The following is a 14,672-nucleotide window of genomic DNA, read 5'->3' as shown; positions in this document are numbered from 1 at the left end:
CACTCGAACCCACGGATGCGGCGGCCTGAAGCACACTGGCGGACCCGTGGGTTCGCGCTGAAGAAGCTTCGGTTTCCCTGAACCCACGGGGCTCATGGGGGTCGAGTAGGAACCGCGCAGGGAGTGCAGTTTGGTGTCACATGATGTGACGCCTCGTGAGGGTGTGACCGAGATACGCGCCAAAGGGGCAACGGGATGATTTTGAAGCCCTGATCCGCTCGGACTTACGTGCGGCGACGTGCAGCGGGGTCGCGTTCGGCAATGTGCCGGGCGACCGAGTCGACGCCGGGCCGTGCGTATCGCTCCAGGGAACGGACGGAGGCGTGGCGGGAGCGGGCCAGCAGCATCGGGGTGGAGGTGCCGTCCTCGGCGTCGTGGGTCAGAGTGTTGTGGCGGAGCCGGTGGAGGGTCCAGACGTCCAGGTCCTCGATGTCCTCGGGTGAGGCGAGGGGTTGGCGAGCAGCCGGGTGTTTTCCTCGAAGATTTTCTCGGCGCGGCGGTAGGAGAGACAGTTTCGCCCCTGCTGACTGCAGGAGAGTGCAACTCATCGGAAACCTAAGGAAGTGCAGTATGGGAGTCGATGACGCCGAGGCAGCGACGGACGACGAGCTGTTCCAGAGAGCGCTGTTCGAGGTCAGCACGGAGGAGACAGACGACGACCGCCTTCCGGCGCTGGAAGCGTTGCAGGACCGGCCGACCTCCCATGTTTTTGAACGCGCGGTTCGTCTGCTGGCACACGAATCGCCGGATGAGCGAGAGCTGGGAGCACGGATTCTGCGCGAGTTGGGCCCCGACGATGGAACGGGTCACCGGCCGTTCACCACGAAGACCATCAAGGCCATCGTGGCGGAGATGCCCGACGAGCCGGACCCTTGGGTTCTGGGATGGATGATCTCCGCACTGGGTTACCACAATGCCCAGGAGGCCCTCGATCTGGTACTCAGCTACCAGGCGCACACAGCACAGCCCGTCCGGTTCTCGGTAGCTGCCGCGCTTCCTGCGCTGGCCGACGAGGAACACACCGAGGCCAGAGTTGTCGAGGCTCTCCTGACGCTGTCCGAGGACGAGAACGACTCAGTGCGCTGGTATGCCTTGTATGCGCTGTTCAACGAGACGGTCGGAATCACCGACGCGCAAAAGACAGCGTGGGCTAACACTCTGACCGAAAGAGGCAGCACGGAACGACGTGCCGAGCTGCGCAAGATCGCTACAACCCTCGACGACCATGCTGATAGCACCTTGCGAAATGCTCTCGAACAGGCATAGCGCAGTAGCCTGACCAGAAGTCGCGCAAGCCCTCAGGAGACGTTGTCAGGTTGTTGTGGACCCGGCCGGTAGGGTGATCTTGGGGTTCGCCTGTCGGGGTCGGGGAGGGGCAGCGTGGAGACCGGAGCGGCGCCGTCGTACAAGGGGTTCCGGTTCCCGGCGGAGATCATCGCGCATGCGGTGTGGCTGTACCACCGCTTCCCCCTCAGCTACCGCGAAGGCGAGGAACTGCTGCTCGCCCGCGGGATCACCGTCTCCCACGAGACGATCCGTCAGTGGTGCACGCACTTTGGACCTCAGTACGCGGCCGGGCTGCGTTGCCGTCGGCCGCGGGCCGGGGACAAATGGCACCTCGACGAGGTTTTCATCAAGATCAACGGGGTGCGGCACTACCTGTGGCGGGCCGTCGATCAGGACGGCGACGTCCTGGACATCCTCGTGCAGTCGAAGCGGGATGCGAAGGCCGCGAAGCGGTTCCTGGCCAAGCTCATGAAGAAGCAGCGCCGGGTACCGCGGGTGCTGGTGACCGACAAGCTCCGTTCCTACGGCGTCGCCCACCGCGAGCTGATGCGCTCGGTCGAGCACCGTTCGCACAAGGGCCTGAACAACCGGGCCGAGAACTTTCACCAGCCGACGAGGCAGCGCGAACGCGCGATGAAGTACTTCCGCTCACGCCGCGCCGCCCAGAAGTTCCTCGCCGCATTCAGCCAGATCTCGCCCCACTTCCGACCCCGCCGACATCTGATGGCCGCGTCCGAGTACCGCGCCGAGATGACCGCCCGCTTCACCACCTGGAACCAGGTCACCGGCATCGCCGGCCTGCCCGCGGCAGCCTGACCAGCAGGCCTCCACCCGGCCCCGCCACGCCCTCGACACCCCTACCCCGAACAAGTTGACAACGCCCGGCCAGTCCTTCGACGCCGTATTCGAGGCCGAGGAGATGGAGATCCTCAAGAGTGCACCGCGAGCTCCTCGGATGAACGCCCACTGTGAGCGGGTGATCGGCAGCATCCGGCGTGAGGCCCTCGACCATGTCCTCATCATGAACGAGGCCCACGCCCGGCACGTCCTGGCCGCCTACGAGCGGCACTACAACGAGCACTGCCCCCACGGAGCACGCGACCAACTACCTTCGGGCGCCGACCAGCAGCCCATCACCGTGCACGACCTCGAAGTTTGCAGACTCCTGCGCACCCGCATCCTCGGCGGCGCCATTAACGAGTACCGCTATGCGGCTTGACCTGCAGCGACGACTTTCCGAGCCCCACAGCACTGGCGGCGCACTGAGTTCTGGGGGCTGCGCTGGGCCGAGGCCGACCCCGGTCGCGGGTCGGCCTCGGTGTGCAGGCGGTCAGCAGGCGACCCACTTCATGGCGACCGAGGTGAAGGACTCCCCGCTCCAAGCGGTGAGCTCGAAGTACTTGGAAGCGCCCTTCGGCCCCACCCACGGGGTGTCCTTGTACGAGCCGCCCGACATATAGGCGCGGACGAACGGGCAGCGGCCGTCCGCTTTGTCGTCGGTCACCGTGCCCTTGATCTTGGTGTTGTAGTTGCACCACTGGCCGCTGGCGTGTCCCTCGGTGGAGGAGATGCTCCAGTTCTGGGTGCAGGAGTCGGCCTGCGCGGCGGCCTGCGCGGTGGTGGCCGGAACGACAACGGCGGCCAGTGCGAACAGGCTGCTCGCTACGCCGGCGGTGAGCATGCGTACAGATGTCACCTTTATTCTCCCTGACATCGACTCTGACGTGAATGCGTCAAACTAGCAACGTTGGCACCCAAAGGCCAGTAGTTGTACGGGAGTTGGCCCTTTGTGACGCACATGCTCGCGCACATGGCGCTGCCCGTCGAGCGGGTCGTCGCTGATGGGATTGACGTGCTTGCGGCCGCGCCCGGTACGGGGATGTACGTCAGGCGCCAGCCGCTGGGATCCGGTCCCGGGGCAGCGCCTGGTACGGCGTAGCGGTCTTTGATTCTGCTCGCGCAAAAAAGCGGGGGACTAAGGGTTGTCCCGCAACTGCTGGTCACGGAGCTGGCCAGGGTGCGGAAACTGCATAGCTGCTGAGTTCGCGGTGCCGGTATCGTCCGGTCTCCCGACCCGCCGTACCGGCGGCCTACGTTCAGAGAGCGATGCACATGACCAGCCAGCAAGCAACGACGACCCTGTGGCGCCCCACCGGCCCCAAGGAGCTGGATCTGGTTCGGGAGCTGAACTGGCGCGCCTGGCCGCCCCGGCTGCCCGAGCAGCCGATCTTCTACCCGGTCCTCAACGAGGACTACGCGGTCAGGATCGCGCGGGACTGGAACGTGAAGCACGATGGCGTCGGCTTCGTCACGCGTTTTGAGGTCGAATCGGAGTTCTTGAGCCGGTATCCCATCCAGCAGGCCGGCGGGCAGACGATCCTCGAGCTATGGGTTCCGGCCGAGGAACTGGACGACTTCAACGCCCACATTGTCGGCGACATCCAGGTGGTCCACGAGTTCCACTGATGCGGGGAGGCCTGCTGGCGCGGCACGCTATGGTGCGATGATCCCGGCGTGGCTGGTGTGATAACGACGTCAGAGCCGTCCTGGATAGCCCCGTTCACAGGGCTGAGCCCGCGCGCCTTCGGGAAGCTGGTGACCGTGCTGCGGCGCGAGGGTGCGGACGCGGTCCGCAAGGGTCGGCCGTGGGGCCTGTCCCTGGAGGACCGTGCGCTGCTGGTCGCGGCGTACTGGCGCACAAACCTGACGATGCGCCAGCTCGCCCTGCTGTTCGGGGTGTCGAAATCCGCGGCGAACCGCGTGATCGACCATCTCGGACCGATGCTCGCGCTCCAGTCCCGCAAGCGGTTCGCCAAGGACACCGTGCTCATCGTCGACGGCACCCTGGTGCCCACTCGCGACCACACCATCGCCGAGCAGTCGAAAAACTACCGGTACTCCACCAACCACCAGGTCGTCATCGACGCGGACACCCGGCTCGTCGTCGTGGTCGGCCGACCGCTGCCTGGGAACCGCAACGACTGTAAGGCATGGGAGGAATCCGGCGCCAAAGCCGCCGTCGGCAGGACACTCACGATCGCCGACGGCGGCTATCCCGGCACGGGACTCGTCATGCCCCATCGCCGACGCAAGGGCGCTCCGCGTCCCGCCGGTCTCCTCGAGGAGGCGGCTGGTGGTCTTGTCGTGGTAGCCGAGAGCGTCCGCGATGACGGGGCGGGCAGTTCGAGGAGCTGCTGTCGGATGGCGGCACCGCGGACGGCTGCGACCGGGACGCCGATCCCGCACATGACCGCGGAAAGGTGGTCGGGGCGGGCCGGCTGGGGAAGAGCCGGCGGGGTGCCCGGCCGAACCGGGTGCCGTCGATCAGCGTCTGACGATCCGGTCGAGGACTGTGGCGATGCCGGACTTGACCGCGTCGCGGTGGTGGAGGGGTTCCGCGGGCAGTTCGCTGGTGGGGCGCACGCTAAGTGGGCTTAACGCGCCGCTTAACGTAGGGGGAGTCGCACGATGAGGCAAGAGGGCCGCGGGCAGCGGGAGTTCAGGCCGAGCCGAGGCCACCCGGTCGTCGGTCGCCAGGCGCGAGCTTCATTGAAGCGATCACCAGCCCGCTTCCGATGCTCCCGCTCGCTGGTCGCAGGACGGGCCGCGGCACGAGCCTCGTCCCGGGATGTCTCGGGATGTCTCGGGATGTCTCGGGAGGCCTTGGGACGGCGGAGAGGACCCGGGGATGGCTAGGTTCCTCGTTGTCGCCGTCCGACGTGGTCCGGAGCACGATCCGCGTCGCGAAACGGCACGTCATGTCTCGCACGTCACCAGCGGGGACGCATCCGACGAACGCCCCGCCATCGACACCTCCAGTGGGGAACCCTCATGCGCATACGCACCGCCGCCGCGTCCACGCTCACCGCAGCCGCCCTCGGAATTGGCCTGACCGCCGCTCCGGCCGAGGCCGCCTTCCGCACCAACATCGAGATCGACCTCGCCGACGGCTTCTGTCTCGACGTACCGAACTCCAACTTCAGCAACGGCGTCACCGTGCAGGAATGGACCTGCAACCACACCAACGCGCAGAAGTGGAACCTCGTCTTCCAGGGCAGCCACTACTTCCAGATCCAGTCCGCCGCCGCTCCCAGCCTGTGCTTGAACAACTGGTCCAGCGGTGGCGCCAAGGGCGACTACATCAAGCTCTACTCCTGCAGCAGCGGCGACTCCCTGTTCAACGAGGTCGGCCCGGAGGGCGGCTGGAACAACTACTTCGAGTTCCAGCCCAAGAATGCCTCCGCCAACTGCGTCACGGCCTGGGGCGGTTCCGCTCAGGGTCACCAGATGCGCCTCGACTCCTGCTCCCGGAACTGGAACAACCTCTTCGACCTGTACGACCTGGTCTACTCGGACTGAGCCACCCGCGAACCCACCGCCTCGCGGCCCCGCAAGCCACCGGCTCTCACGCCCACCGGCCTGCGGGGCCGCCCGCCTCGCTGTGTGATGCGGCAGACCGAACAAGCTCAGGGATCGACCGTGCCGTCGGGCGAGCACTCCCTCGCGTGGTACTTCGGGATGGTGCCGCAGACGGCCACCGTGCCGGGCGGTGCCTCGGAGGTGACGGCGAGCATGCTGGTGTACGTGTCGCGGTCCACGCGGATCGTGGCGGACAGTTCGAGGCCGTACTTGTCCTTGATGATGACGGAGTCGCCCACCGCGCCGTTCTCGACGCGTCCCCAGACCGACCCGCAGGCCTCGCTGTAGCGCAGCTCGATGTGCATCCCTCGCAGCCACGTCTCCCGGGCGGTCGTCGCGTCCCACTGGCAGTCCATCGCCTGGGGGTCACGGCGCAGGCAGGTGTCCTCGGAGCAGCCGGGGCGGGCGTTCTGCGGCGACGGCCGGGACTGCCGGGAAAGATTCGAGGCGATGGAGGCGGACGAACCGCCCTGCGCCTTCGGCGACCGCGAGGCGGCGGGCACGCCGCGGACCACGCCGGTGCTGATGGCGACCAGCGTGATCAGGCTGCCGATGAGCGCACCGGCGCCGATGAGTCCGGCCCGGCGGACGTGGGCGTTCCAGCCTCGTTCCTTCCCGTTCCGGAAAGGCGACAGCCGCCCCCGGCCGGACGGGCCGAGTGGCAGGCCCGGTGGTATCAACTCGCCCTCCGGGACCGCCTGGACGCTTGGGTCCGGGGCCGGGTCCGGGTCTGGACCCGGATCCTCATCCGCGTCCATCGCCTCGGTTGCTCTTTCCAACAGGTCGAGCAGGGACCCCGCATCCGCCCCCATGGCAGTGGCGAACTCCTCCACGGCGACCGTGGTCGGCAGTTGCTTGCCGTTGAGGAAGCGTTCCCACGATGAGCGGCTGTAGTGCGTCTGGGCGGCGAGCCGACCGTAGCTGAGTCCCGACTTCTCCTTCAGCCGGCGCATTTCGCTCGCGAGCTGCTCTCTGCCCGACGGCTCGCCGCCGCCTCCCTGATTACTGGTCATCTGGTGCCCCCCGTTATACACCGCTCACGCACAGCGCGTAGAACGAGGAGATTATGAGGGCATGCCCGGACCGGTCCAACCTTTCAGGGCGTCAGCGGGTCACCACCACCGCAGGAGCTCGTTCGGGCACCCCGCAAGGCGGGATTCTCTCCCCGCTGCTGGCCAACATCGCGCTGTCCGCGCTGGACGAGCACTTCGCCCGGCAGTGGCAGCAGGAGATGGGCAGCTACAAGCGGCGGGTCACGCGCAGGAAGCGCGGACTGGGCAACTGGCGGCTGATCCGTTTCGCGGACGACTTCGTACTGGTGGTTTCCGGGGAACGCCGCCATGCCGAGGACCTGCGCGAGGAGGTGGCTGGCGTGCTCGCCCCGTTGGGGCTGCGTCTGGCACCGGAGAAGACCCAGGTGGTCCACATCGATGAGGGCTTCGACTTCCTCGGCTTCCACATCCGCAGGCAGCGGAAACGAGGAACGCAGAAGCACTACGTCTACACCAAGCCGTCCAAGAAGGCGATCCAGTCGATCAAGGACAAGGTGAAAGACAGTACACGCAGATCAGACTTGCACAGGGACGTGGACGAGCTGCTGGCCAGCCTCAACCGCACCCTGCGCGGGTGGGCGAACTACTTCCGGCACGGGGTGTCGAAGGCGGTATTCAGCACGGTCGATGACCACGCGTGGCATCGCATCGTCCTCTGGATCTTCCACAAGCACTCCCGGCTCAGCTGGAGGGAACTGCGCCGCCGGTTCTGCCGACCGGGCAGTTGGAAGCTCATCTGCGGCGGAGTCGAGTTCACCGGCGCATCCAGCGTCAAAGTGATCCGCTACCGCTACCGCGGCAGCAACATCCCGACCCCGTGGACACCACGACCGGCAGTCGCCAGCACAGGCGGCTGACCACCGGCCAAGGCACGTGGAGGGGCTACACCAAACAGCCGGTGAAGCTCCAGTTCAAGAAGAAGGGCACCAGCACCTACAAGACCCTCAAGACCGTCACGACGGACAGCAAGGGCAACCTGAGGACGACGACGAAGGCCACGGCGGACGGCTACTTCCGCTACTCCTTCGCAGGCACGTCCACCACCCCGGCGGTCGCCTCCGCAGCGGACTACGTCGACGTGAAGTAACCCTCGGGAGGGTCATCTATCCCCTCCAGCAAGCGCAGAAGTCTCAGGCCGGAGACCCTTCGGTCTGGGCCTTCTTGCGCCCTGGCTGTTTCCCGGCCGGCGGGCCGGTCAGCCGCTGCATCCCTTCGCGTTCTCCAAGTTAATCGACGCCCAGTACTGGTAAGAAACTGTAGGCCAGGCCGGTGCCGCTGATCCCGACGCCAGGTGAAATGCCGCATGGGGCGGATCGGCGTCGGCTGCCTGACCGGGGACAGCGATGCGCAAACGCAGCCGGAGGCCCGATCTTGTGTCACCGTTCGCGGTGGACTTCTTCGCGTACCTGCTCAGATCGGTCAACGGCGCACCCGATAGCGCAGGTGAAGCACTCGGTTGCTCTGAATCACCACGTCAGGATCCTCCAACAGGTGCTGCGCGTGGACCGACCCGAAGTAGCGCTTGCCGGACCCGAACACGACGGGTACGACGTCCATGCGCACCTCGTCGATCAGGCCCGCGGCAAGCACCTGGCCACCGACGTCGCCGGCGGCGACCTCGACCATGCGGTCACCCGCAAGCTCCTGCGCCTTGGCCATGGCTGCCTCGACGCCGTTGACGAAGTGAAACGGCGCCTCGGGGTCCCAGCCCTCGGGCTCCGGCCGGTGCGTCACGACGACCACGTGGTCGATCCCGCCCGGAGGCTTCCCGTCCCAGCCGTCCGTCAGGTCGAAGACGTGGCGGCCGACGATCGTGACTCCGATCTGGTCCCAGTACGGCCGGGTGTAGTCGTAGGACGTCTGCGACACCTTCAGTTCGCCGCTCTCGTCCAACGGGACGTCACCGCTGGACAACCAGTCGAACAGCGGTCCGGGCTGGTCATTCTCGTCCGCGACGAAGCCGTCCACCGACACCGAGCTGTACATGACCACCTTGCCCACGGGGCTCTCCTCTGCTTTGGGGTGCCCCAAATTAGCGTGTCGTGAGCTGTCGCTCTTGTAAGAAATCAATCGGCCTGCAGCGGCCAGCCGTTCAGCGCGTGGCCGGGATGTTCGCGCAGGAACCGTCGCCGGACTTCGACGTACCGGGTCGGCGTGAGCCCGGTGAACGCCCGGAACTCGTGGCCGAAGTGGGCCTGGTCGAAGTAGCCTGCGCCACCGGCGAGGTCACCCCAGTCGACCGGTCCGGCGGGGTTGATCGCGAACACGGTGGCGGCGAAGCGGTAGGTGCGGGCCAGCCGCTTCGGCGTGACGCCGATGAGTTCCGACAACGGGCAGCACTCAACCCTGTCCATAACTTCGGCTCGTACCACCAGCCCGGCCCCTGCGGCAGTACCGCAACGGCACGGGCGAGCGCCACGTTGATCGGGAGTTCCACAACTTTCATGCTGCGACCACGCACCGATCACAGCGCGCCGAGCGCGGTGTCCGGCCGGCACACTCAGCAGCTCGCTCGGAACCTGGCCCGCTCAACGGTCGAGGGCCGGGAGAACACGGTGAAGGCGTTCGCTGGCCATGTGAACGCTTTCCCGTGGCAGTGGACGCCGGCGATGGTTGACGAATGGCTTGGTGACCTGCGCTCATTGCGTGATCTGAAGCGATCGACGATCCGCTCGTACTCCGCAGCCGTCCTGTGGGGCTCGTAAAGTCATCGCTGCTGGTGGGAGCCCGCGTGCAAGGCCCTCGGTGGTGGCTGGGATGCTGCACCCCGTGATCATCTCGATCCTGTTCCGGGCCGCCCGGGCGTTGCTGTCCGTGCCTGCGGTCCTGCTGCGCCGGGACATGGCCAAGGACGCTGAACTGCTGGTGCTGCGGCACGAGAACGCGGTGCTGCGACGACACCTCAGCGGTCCGGTCCGCTACGAGCCTGCAGACCGGTTGTGGCTGGCCGTGTTCGCGTCGCTGATACCGCGCCGCCGTTGGAGTGGTGTCTTCCCGGTCACGCCGGGGACGCTGCTGGCCTGGCACCGCGGGCTGATCGCCAAGAAGTGGGACTACTCCGACCGACGCCGACGCACCGGGCGCCCTCCCACGGCCGCCGCGCTCAAGAAGCTGGTTCTGCGTCTGGCGCAGGAGAACCCGCGGTGGGGCCACCGGCGGATCCAGGGTGAACTGGCCCGGCTGGGGCATCCGATCGCGCCGTCCACGGTGTGGGAGATCCTGCACGCGGCCGGCATCGGTCCGGCCCCGCGCCGTACCGGCCCGAGCTGGCGCGAGTTCCTCTCCTCACAGGCCGAGGGGATCATCGCGGCGGACTTCTTCCACGTGGACACCGTGACCGGCAGGCGGCTGTACGCGCTGGCGTTCCTCGAGCACGGCACCCGCAGGCTCCACATCGCCGGCGTCACCGCCCACCCCGCCGCGCAGTGGGCGACCCAGCAGGCCCGCAATCTCGCCGCCGACCTCGGCACCCGCGTCGAGTCGCTGCGCTTCGTTCTCCGCGACCGCGACAGCAAGTACACCGACTCCTTCGACGCCGTCTTCGAAGCCGAGGACACCGAGGTGCTGCTCAGCGCACCTCGGGCGCCGCGCATGAATGCCCACTGCGAGCGAGTAATCGGCACGATCCGGCGCGAGGCCCTCGACCATATCCTGATCATGAAGGAGGCCCACGCCCGACAGGTCCTCGCCGAGTATCAGGAGCACTACAACTGCCATCGGCCACACCGATCACGAGACCAACGACCACCCGAAGCCCCGGGACAGCCAGCGGTCTTGCACGATCGCGTGCCCCGCAGGCTCCTGCGCACCCGCGTCCTCGGCGGGGTCATCAACGAGTACCGATACGCGGCCTGAGCTGCAGCGATCACTTTTCGAGCCCCACAGCATCAGGACGTCCTGGATTACTTCAGCCGCGGAGATCAGGGAGTCCAGAGCGAGCAGGAGCGGCGGGCCATCCAGCATGCCGACGATCCTTCAGAACCCGGCCGACCGGCTCTCATCTCCCACGAAACCGTCTACCCACAGGGGTGGCCTGAGGAGCCGGGGCTGTTCATCTCCGCAACGACTTCCCTGCACAGATCGTGTTCGCCGGCGAGTCCTATGCGTCCGTACTGCATGGGTACTGGGCGCTGTCGGCGGCCGACGCTTCTGACAGAAGCAGAATCCGGGATGCTGCCTCCGGCAGAGAGGCGCATGACCTGGGTGGCCAGGCCACGCACCGAAGTGACTGGCCTAACGTTCGGCTCGCGGTCATGGAAGAGCTCCTTCGCGCGAAGTTCACTCAGCACCCTGAACTCGCCCAGGTCCTCGTTTCCACAGGGGACGCCAGGATCAGCTACACCGGCCTCTCGGACTCACCCTTCTGGCGAGATGTCCCCGACGGTCGGGGACGAAACTGGATGGGGCGGTTGCTCGAGCTGACCCGCTCCGAGCTCGTTGCCCAGCAGTTGCTCCGGCCCGAGAACCCCAGCGTGCTGAAGTAGGAAGAGTTGCTGAGCGGTGAGAGTGCTCGACTACGCGCACATCGTGAGTAGACGTGCCGGACTACATCCGCTCCCTACAACCGTCCTGTGGGATCTCAACGTGTTCCTCGACGAACTCGCCCACCACGCACGGCACATCGAACGGGCCGGCGAGCCCCGCCGCAACATCTCCCACCGTGTCTGGGGCTACGCCTCCCTACCCGTCTCACTCTCCGCGCGCGGATCACGGGTGAGCTATCCTGCGCGCATGCGCGGACAGTTCACCGGCTGGCCGGAGCAGGCCATGGACGTGTTGTGGCAGCTCCAGGGCGAACCGACCCACGCGACCCGCGAGCGCTACCGCGCGGACCGCGAACGCCTGGTCCGGCAGCCGATGATCGCCCTGCTCAACGAGGTCGCGGACACCGACCCCCGGTACGAGGACTTCTCCGTCTGGCACTACCGCACCGACTCCTGGTGGTGGCAGCACCAGGGCGCGGTGATCCGGCTCGGCCGCAAGATCGAGATCGGTCTCCGGTTCTCCCTGGACGGCCTGCGGATCCAGGGCGCCTGGTGGTACCCCGATCCCGGCCAGGTGGACATGTTCCGCAAAGCCGTGGCCTCCGAGGGGAGCGGCCGCGAACTGTCCGCCATCGTCGAGGACGTGCGGAAGAAGGGCTACGACATCTCCGGGGACGTGATGAAACGCCCACCGCGCGGCTATCCGACAGACCACTCCCGTACGAACCTGCTGCGCCACCGTTCTCTGATCGCCGCCCGTCCCCTCGGCTGCGAGGAGTGGCTGCACACCCCCGAGGCGGTCGACCGAGTCCTCTCGGCCGCCGCTGACCTGGACGCCCTGCTGATGTGGCTGGTCCGCCACGTGAAGCGCGCCGCCTGACATCACGAGGGCCCCGCGCGGCACGGGAGGAACCAAACCCGTGCCGTCGGCCCCCGCGCTCAGAAGGTGACGCGCACCTTCAGCGCCGACCGGTGGTCCATCGCCCGATGGCCGTCCGGCGCCTCGGCCAGGGGGACGGCGTTGTCACGTTGTTGGGCACGGGTGCGTCTGATGGTGCGTCGGCGGGCGCTGCCCGAACACGTTGTGAGCACGGCGGGCGGCTTCCTGTGCCGTTCGGAAATTCGTCGCTGCTGCTCAGAGCCTGTCGGGTGGCTGACCATGCGTGATGCGTGACGGTCGTGATCTGCCTTCGGGGTATGGCGACGGCCCCGGAATGATCACGTGGTGTGTGCCAGTGCGACAACTCCGAGGCCGTCAGCGGCCCATGCTATCCGTCCAGCCTGACTGATGAGATGTGGGAGATCATCAAGCCGCTCCTTCCCGCGCGTGACCTGCGAAAAGGCGGCGGGATGCGCAAGTACGGAGACCGGTTGGTGCTCGACTCGGTGTTCTACGTGCTGCGGTCGGGCTGCCAGTGGCGGATGCTTCCGCGCGATCTGATGCCCTGGGACGCGGCCCACCGCTGGTTCACGAAGTGGCGCCGGGACGGTACCTGGGACCGCGTCCACGACGAGCTCCGCCGCCGGGTCCGGATCGGGGCCGGACGCGATCCCGAGCCGTCGGCCGCCGTGATCGACGCCCAGTCGATCAAGACCAGCGAGGGCGGCGAGGCGCGTGGATTCGATGCGGGCAAGCGAACGACAGGGCGGAAGAGACACGTGATCGTGGACACGATGGGCCTGCTGCTGGTCGTCGCCGTCACCTCCGCGTCCGTGCAGGACCGGGCCGGAGGCCGCGCCGTCCTGGCCCAGCTCGCCGTCGGCTTCCGCACGATCAGTCTGGTGTGGGCCGACGGCGGATACGCCAACTCCGTTGATTCCACGCTGCTTTCGTGGGCTCGCGACGCGTTGAACATCGTCGTCGAGATCGTTAAGCGGACCGACGACGTCAAGGGCTTCAAGGTCCTGCCCCGCCGCTGGGTGGTGGAGCGAAGTTTCGGCTGGCTGGTCCGAAACCGTCGGCCGGCCCGCGACTACGAACGGCTGACCGCGACCTCCGAGGCCATGATCAAGGTGGCAATGATCCGTCTGATGCTCGTCCGGCTCGCCGGACAGCCATCGCGGTGGAGCCATGAATCCCACCGCAAGACCGCACGAGCCAACACCGTCGAGGACTACATCGCGGCGTAACCAACCGGCCACCCGACAGGCTCTCAGAGCGGGTGTGGCGCGCCAGGAGGGCCTCCTGGAACCCTGTCCGGGTGATCGTCTCACTGGTGTATCGGGGTAGGCGGAAGCTGCTGTCGGTCCCGGCGGTGCTGTTGCGTCGACGCGCGGCCAAGGATGCCGAGTTGTTGGTGCTGCGGCATGAGGACGCGGTGCTGCGCAGGCAGCTCACCGGTCCGGTGCGGTACGAGCCGTCGGACCGGATCTGGTTCGCTGCGCTGTCCGCTCCGGTGTGGAAGGCACCATCAACGAGTTTGCCCACGGACACGGCATGCGTCGCTGCCGCTACCGACGACAGCCGAAAGCCCACCTGCAACACGTACTCACAGCCATAGCCGTGAACATCGAACGACTCAGCACACGGTCAGTAACCCAGGAAATCCCTTCGCCGAGATCGCCGACCGCCTTCCAGACCTTCCTGGACCAGCAGGGGATTCCCCGATCGAAGTCCTGGCGCACCCTCGGCACCTGACCTCGACCATCCAAGATCACCGACAGAGTCAAGCTAGGCGTCGCGGGGGATCCGCCGCCGTCGGGGGACTGGCCACGGCCGTGGCGAGCCGAGTTGTCCGGGTGAATCCCACGGCCATCCTTTGCGGGCGGGCGGGCGGAGCTGACGCCGCGCGGCCGGATCACGGGGCCCGGTGACTCAGTTCGTAGGACCTCCTCATCGACCTCGACCCGGCGGCACTGACCGGCCGCCGTGGCCGCGGCAGCCGGCTGACGCCCGTGGACGCCCCGTTGTTCTCCCCGTCCCCCGGACCGGACGGCCTCCTGTCACCCGAACTGCCCGAGGGGCTGCGGCGTTCGGTGGACGCCTTCCGGCAGTTCGGCGACCCGCGCACGGCGGGGCACCGTGCCACCGCCGTTGCGCTGCGCCGCTGGGACGGCCGGTGGATTCGAGCCGGTGCCGGAGCCGGCCGGGCTGCGTCGGCTGACGGACGACACGGTGATCGAGGCAGGCCCGGGACACCCCGTTCGCTGGGCACCGCTCGGCGCGACGGACACCGCGGGCACGGTCTGCGCCGCCAAGGGCCATGAGGCCGTGATTGCCGCGAGCCCTCGTGAGCTGGCGCGGGTGCTCGATCCGCTCCTGTCGGGGAAACGGGTCTTGGTGGGTGACCTGCTGAGCGGATTCAGGCCGTCGCGGACCGCCGTGCCGGAGGACACCATCCGTGATCTTGCGTGGGTATCCCCGGCTTCAGCCGGGGAGGGAAACGCATCCTCGGCCCGGAGGCGCGAAGCGCCGGAGTTCGCTGCGTTG

The 14,672-nt window shown here is 67.3% G+C and carries 19 protein-coding genes and 3 pseudogenes; 16 read left to right on the top strand and 6 right to left on the bottom strand.

Annotated elements, in window-relative coordinates; genetic code table 11:
• Positions 1-224 precede the first annotated feature (224 nt).
• Positions 225-548, bottom strand: coding sequence for a hypothetical protein (locus tag ACNPQM_RS41155; RefSeq protein WP_418087992.1), 324 nt, complete (start codon positions 546-548; stop codon positions 225-227).
• Positions 549-570: 22 nt separating this feature from the next.
• Between ACNPQM_RS41155 and ACNPQM_RS41150 the strand changes: the two genes are divergently transcribed.
• From ACNPQM_RS41150 to ACNPQM_RS41140, 3 genes are all read left to right on the top strand, one after another.
• On the top strand, positions 571-1,266 hold the full coding sequence (locus ACNPQM_RS41150; protein WP_418087991.1) for a HEAT repeat domain-containing protein: 696 nt from the start codon (positions 571-573) through the stop codon (positions 1,264-1,266).
• A 114-nt stretch (positions 1,267-1,380) separates the two neighbouring features.
• A complete protein-coding gene (locus ACNPQM_RS41145) occupies positions 1,381-2,103 on the top strand; it encodes an IS6 family transposase (RefSeq protein ID WP_418087990.1) in 723 nt (240 codons plus the stop codon).
• A gap of 55 nt (positions 2,104-2,158) precedes the next feature.
• Positions 2,159-2,506 carry an integrase core domain-containing protein gene (locus tag ACNPQM_RS41140; protein WP_418087989.1) on the top strand — a complete coding sequence of 116 codons (348 nt, stop codon included), beginning with the start codon at positions 2,159-2,161 and terminating at the stop codon, positions 2,504-2,506.
• 111 nt (positions 2,507-2,617) lie between these two features.
• On the opposite strand, the gene ACNPQM_RS41135 is transcribed toward ACNPQM_RS41140, so the two are convergent.
• Complete coding sequence (locus ACNPQM_RS41135) at positions 2,618-2,983, bottom strand: hypothetical protein (protein ID WP_418087988.1); 366 nt, start codon at positions 2,981-2,983, stop codon at positions 2,618-2,620.
• 410 nt (positions 2,984-3,393) lie between these two features.
• On the opposite strand from ACNPQM_RS41135, the gene ACNPQM_RS41130 reads away from it, so the two are divergent.
• The 3 genes and pseudogenes from ACNPQM_RS41130 to ACNPQM_RS41120 all read left to right on the top strand — a co-directional run bounded on the left by ACNPQM_RS41130 (position 3,394) and on the right by ACNPQM_RS41120 (position 5,646).
• The gene (locus ACNPQM_RS41130) at positions 3,394-3,753 is read left to right on the top strand and encodes a hypothetical protein (protein ID WP_418087987.1); all 360 of its coding nucleotides are present in this window, start codon (positions 3,394-3,396) and stop codon (positions 3,751-3,753) included.
• 48 nt (positions 3,754-3,801) lie between these two features.
• A pseudogene (locus tag ACNPQM_RS41125) lies at positions 3,802-4,383 on the top strand (transposase family protein); the annotation flags it as partial.
• Between the two features lie 735 nt (positions 4,384-5,118).
• Complete coding sequence (locus ACNPQM_RS41120; RefSeq protein ID WP_418087986.1) at positions 5,119-5,646, top strand: RICIN domain-containing protein; 528 nt, start codon at positions 5,119-5,121, stop codon at positions 5,644-5,646.
• Positions 5,647-5,753: 107 nt separating this feature from the next.
• Here ACNPQM_RS41120 and ACNPQM_RS41115 read toward each other — a convergent pair whose 3' ends face one another.
• Positions 5,754-6,719, bottom strand: a complete 966-nt coding sequence (locus ACNPQM_RS41115) for a helix-turn-helix domain-containing protein (RefSeq protein ID WP_418087985.1) — start codon at positions 6,717-6,719, stop codon at positions 5,754-5,756.
• Between the two features lie 53 nt (positions 6,720-6,772).
• On the opposite strand from ACNPQM_RS41115, the gene ACNPQM_RS41110 reads away from it, so the two are divergent.
• Both ACNPQM_RS41110 and ACNPQM_RS41105 read left to right on the top strand, forming a co-directional pair.
• Positions 6,773-7,615: a group II intron maturase-specific domain-containing protein gene (locus ACNPQM_RS41110; protein ID WP_418087984.1), complete on the top strand. Its 843-nt coding sequence runs from the start codon at positions 6,773-6,775 to the stop codon at positions 7,613-7,615.
• Positions 7,567-7,845, top strand: a pseudogene (locus ACNPQM_RS41105) (hypothetical protein); the annotation flags it as partial. The gene ACNPQM_RS41110 and the pseudogene ACNPQM_RS41105, both read left to right, overlap by 49 nt.
• 332 nt (positions 7,846-8,177) lie before the next feature.
• Here the strand turns inward: ACNPQM_RS41105 and ACNPQM_RS41100 are convergent.
• Both ACNPQM_RS41100 and ACNPQM_RS41095 read right to left on the bottom strand, forming a co-directional pair.
• On the bottom strand, positions 8,178-8,759 hold the full coding sequence (locus tag ACNPQM_RS41100; RefSeq protein WP_418087983.1) for a dihydrofolate reductase family protein: 582 nt from the start codon (positions 8,757-8,759) through the stop codon (positions 8,178-8,180).
• A gap of 65 nt (positions 8,760-8,824) precedes the next feature.
• Positions 8,825-9,112, bottom strand: a complete 288-nt coding sequence (locus tag ACNPQM_RS41095; RefSeq protein WP_418087982.1) for a helix-turn-helix domain-containing protein — start codon at positions 9,110-9,112, stop codon at positions 8,825-8,827.
• A 90-nt stretch (positions 9,113-9,202) separates the two neighbouring features.
• On the opposite strand from ACNPQM_RS41095, the gene ACNPQM_RS41090 reads away from it, so the two are divergent.
• The 4 genes from ACNPQM_RS41090 (at position 9,203) to ACNPQM_RS41075 (ending at position 12,122) form a co-directional block, all read left to right on the top strand.
• Positions 9,203-9,463 carry a hypothetical protein gene (locus ACNPQM_RS41090; RefSeq protein WP_418087981.1) on the top strand — a complete coding sequence of 87 codons (261 nt, stop codon included), beginning with the start codon at positions 9,203-9,205 and terminating at the stop codon, positions 9,461-9,463.
• Between the two features lie 52 nt (positions 9,464-9,515).
• Entirely contained in the window at positions 9,516-10,613 is a 1,098-nt protein-coding gene (locus ACNPQM_RS41085) for an integrase core domain-containing protein (RefSeq protein ID WP_418087980.1), read from the top strand.
• 227 nt (positions 10,614-10,840) lie between these two features.
• A complete protein-coding gene (locus ACNPQM_RS41080; RefSeq protein WP_418087979.1) occupies positions 10,841-11,242 on the top strand; it encodes an NADAR family protein in 402 nt (133 codons plus the stop codon).
• Positions 11,243-11,285: 43 nt separating this feature from the next.
• Entirely contained in the window at positions 11,286-12,122 is an 837-nt protein-coding gene (locus tag ACNPQM_RS41075; RefSeq protein ID WP_418087978.1) for a DUF2461 family protein, read from the top strand.
• A 59-nt stretch (positions 12,123-12,181) separates the two neighbouring features.
• Here the strand turns inward: ACNPQM_RS41075 and ACNPQM_RS41070 are convergent, their stop codons facing one another.
• Positions 12,182-12,334 carry a hypothetical protein gene (locus ACNPQM_RS41070; protein WP_418087977.1) on the bottom strand — a complete coding sequence of 51 codons (153 nt, stop codon included), beginning with the start codon at positions 12,332-12,334 and terminating at the stop codon, positions 12,182-12,184.
• A gap of 135 nt (positions 12,335-12,469) precedes the next feature.
• Between ACNPQM_RS41070 and ACNPQM_RS41065 the strand changes: the two genes are divergently transcribed.
• The 4 genes and pseudogenes from ACNPQM_RS41065 to ACNPQM_RS41050 form a co-directional block, all read left to right on the top strand.
• On the top strand, positions 12,470-13,372 hold the full coding sequence (locus ACNPQM_RS41065; protein ID WP_418087976.1) for an IS5 family transposase: 903 nt from the start codon (positions 12,470-12,472) through the stop codon (positions 13,370-13,372).
• A gap of 71 nt (positions 13,373-13,443) precedes the next feature.
• The gene (locus ACNPQM_RS41060; protein WP_418087975.1) at positions 13,444-13,743 is read left to right on the top strand and encodes an integrase; all 300 of its coding nucleotides are present in this window, start codon (positions 13,444-13,446) and stop codon (positions 13,741-13,743) included.
• Positions 13,680-13,880 (top strand): hypothetical protein, encoded by a 201-nt coding sequence (locus ACNPQM_RS41055; RefSeq protein WP_418087974.1) that lies wholly within the window; start codon positions 13,680-13,682, stop codon positions 13,878-13,880. The genes ACNPQM_RS41060 and ACNPQM_RS41055 overlap by 64 nt, the downstream gene beginning before the upstream one ends.
• 435 nt (positions 13,881-14,315) lie before the next feature.
• Positions 14,316-14,672: pseudogene (locus ACNPQM_RS41050) on the top strand (hypothetical protein); the annotation flags it as partial.

It is taken from the genome of Streptomyces sp. NPDC056231, assembly GCF_048270745.1.
Taxonomy (GTDB): domain Bacteria; phylum Actinomycetota; class Actinomycetes; order Streptomycetales; family Streptomycetaceae; genus Streptomyces.
Note: the sequence above shows the minus strand (reverse complement) of the source record. Positions and strands in the feature narration are given on the sequence as shown.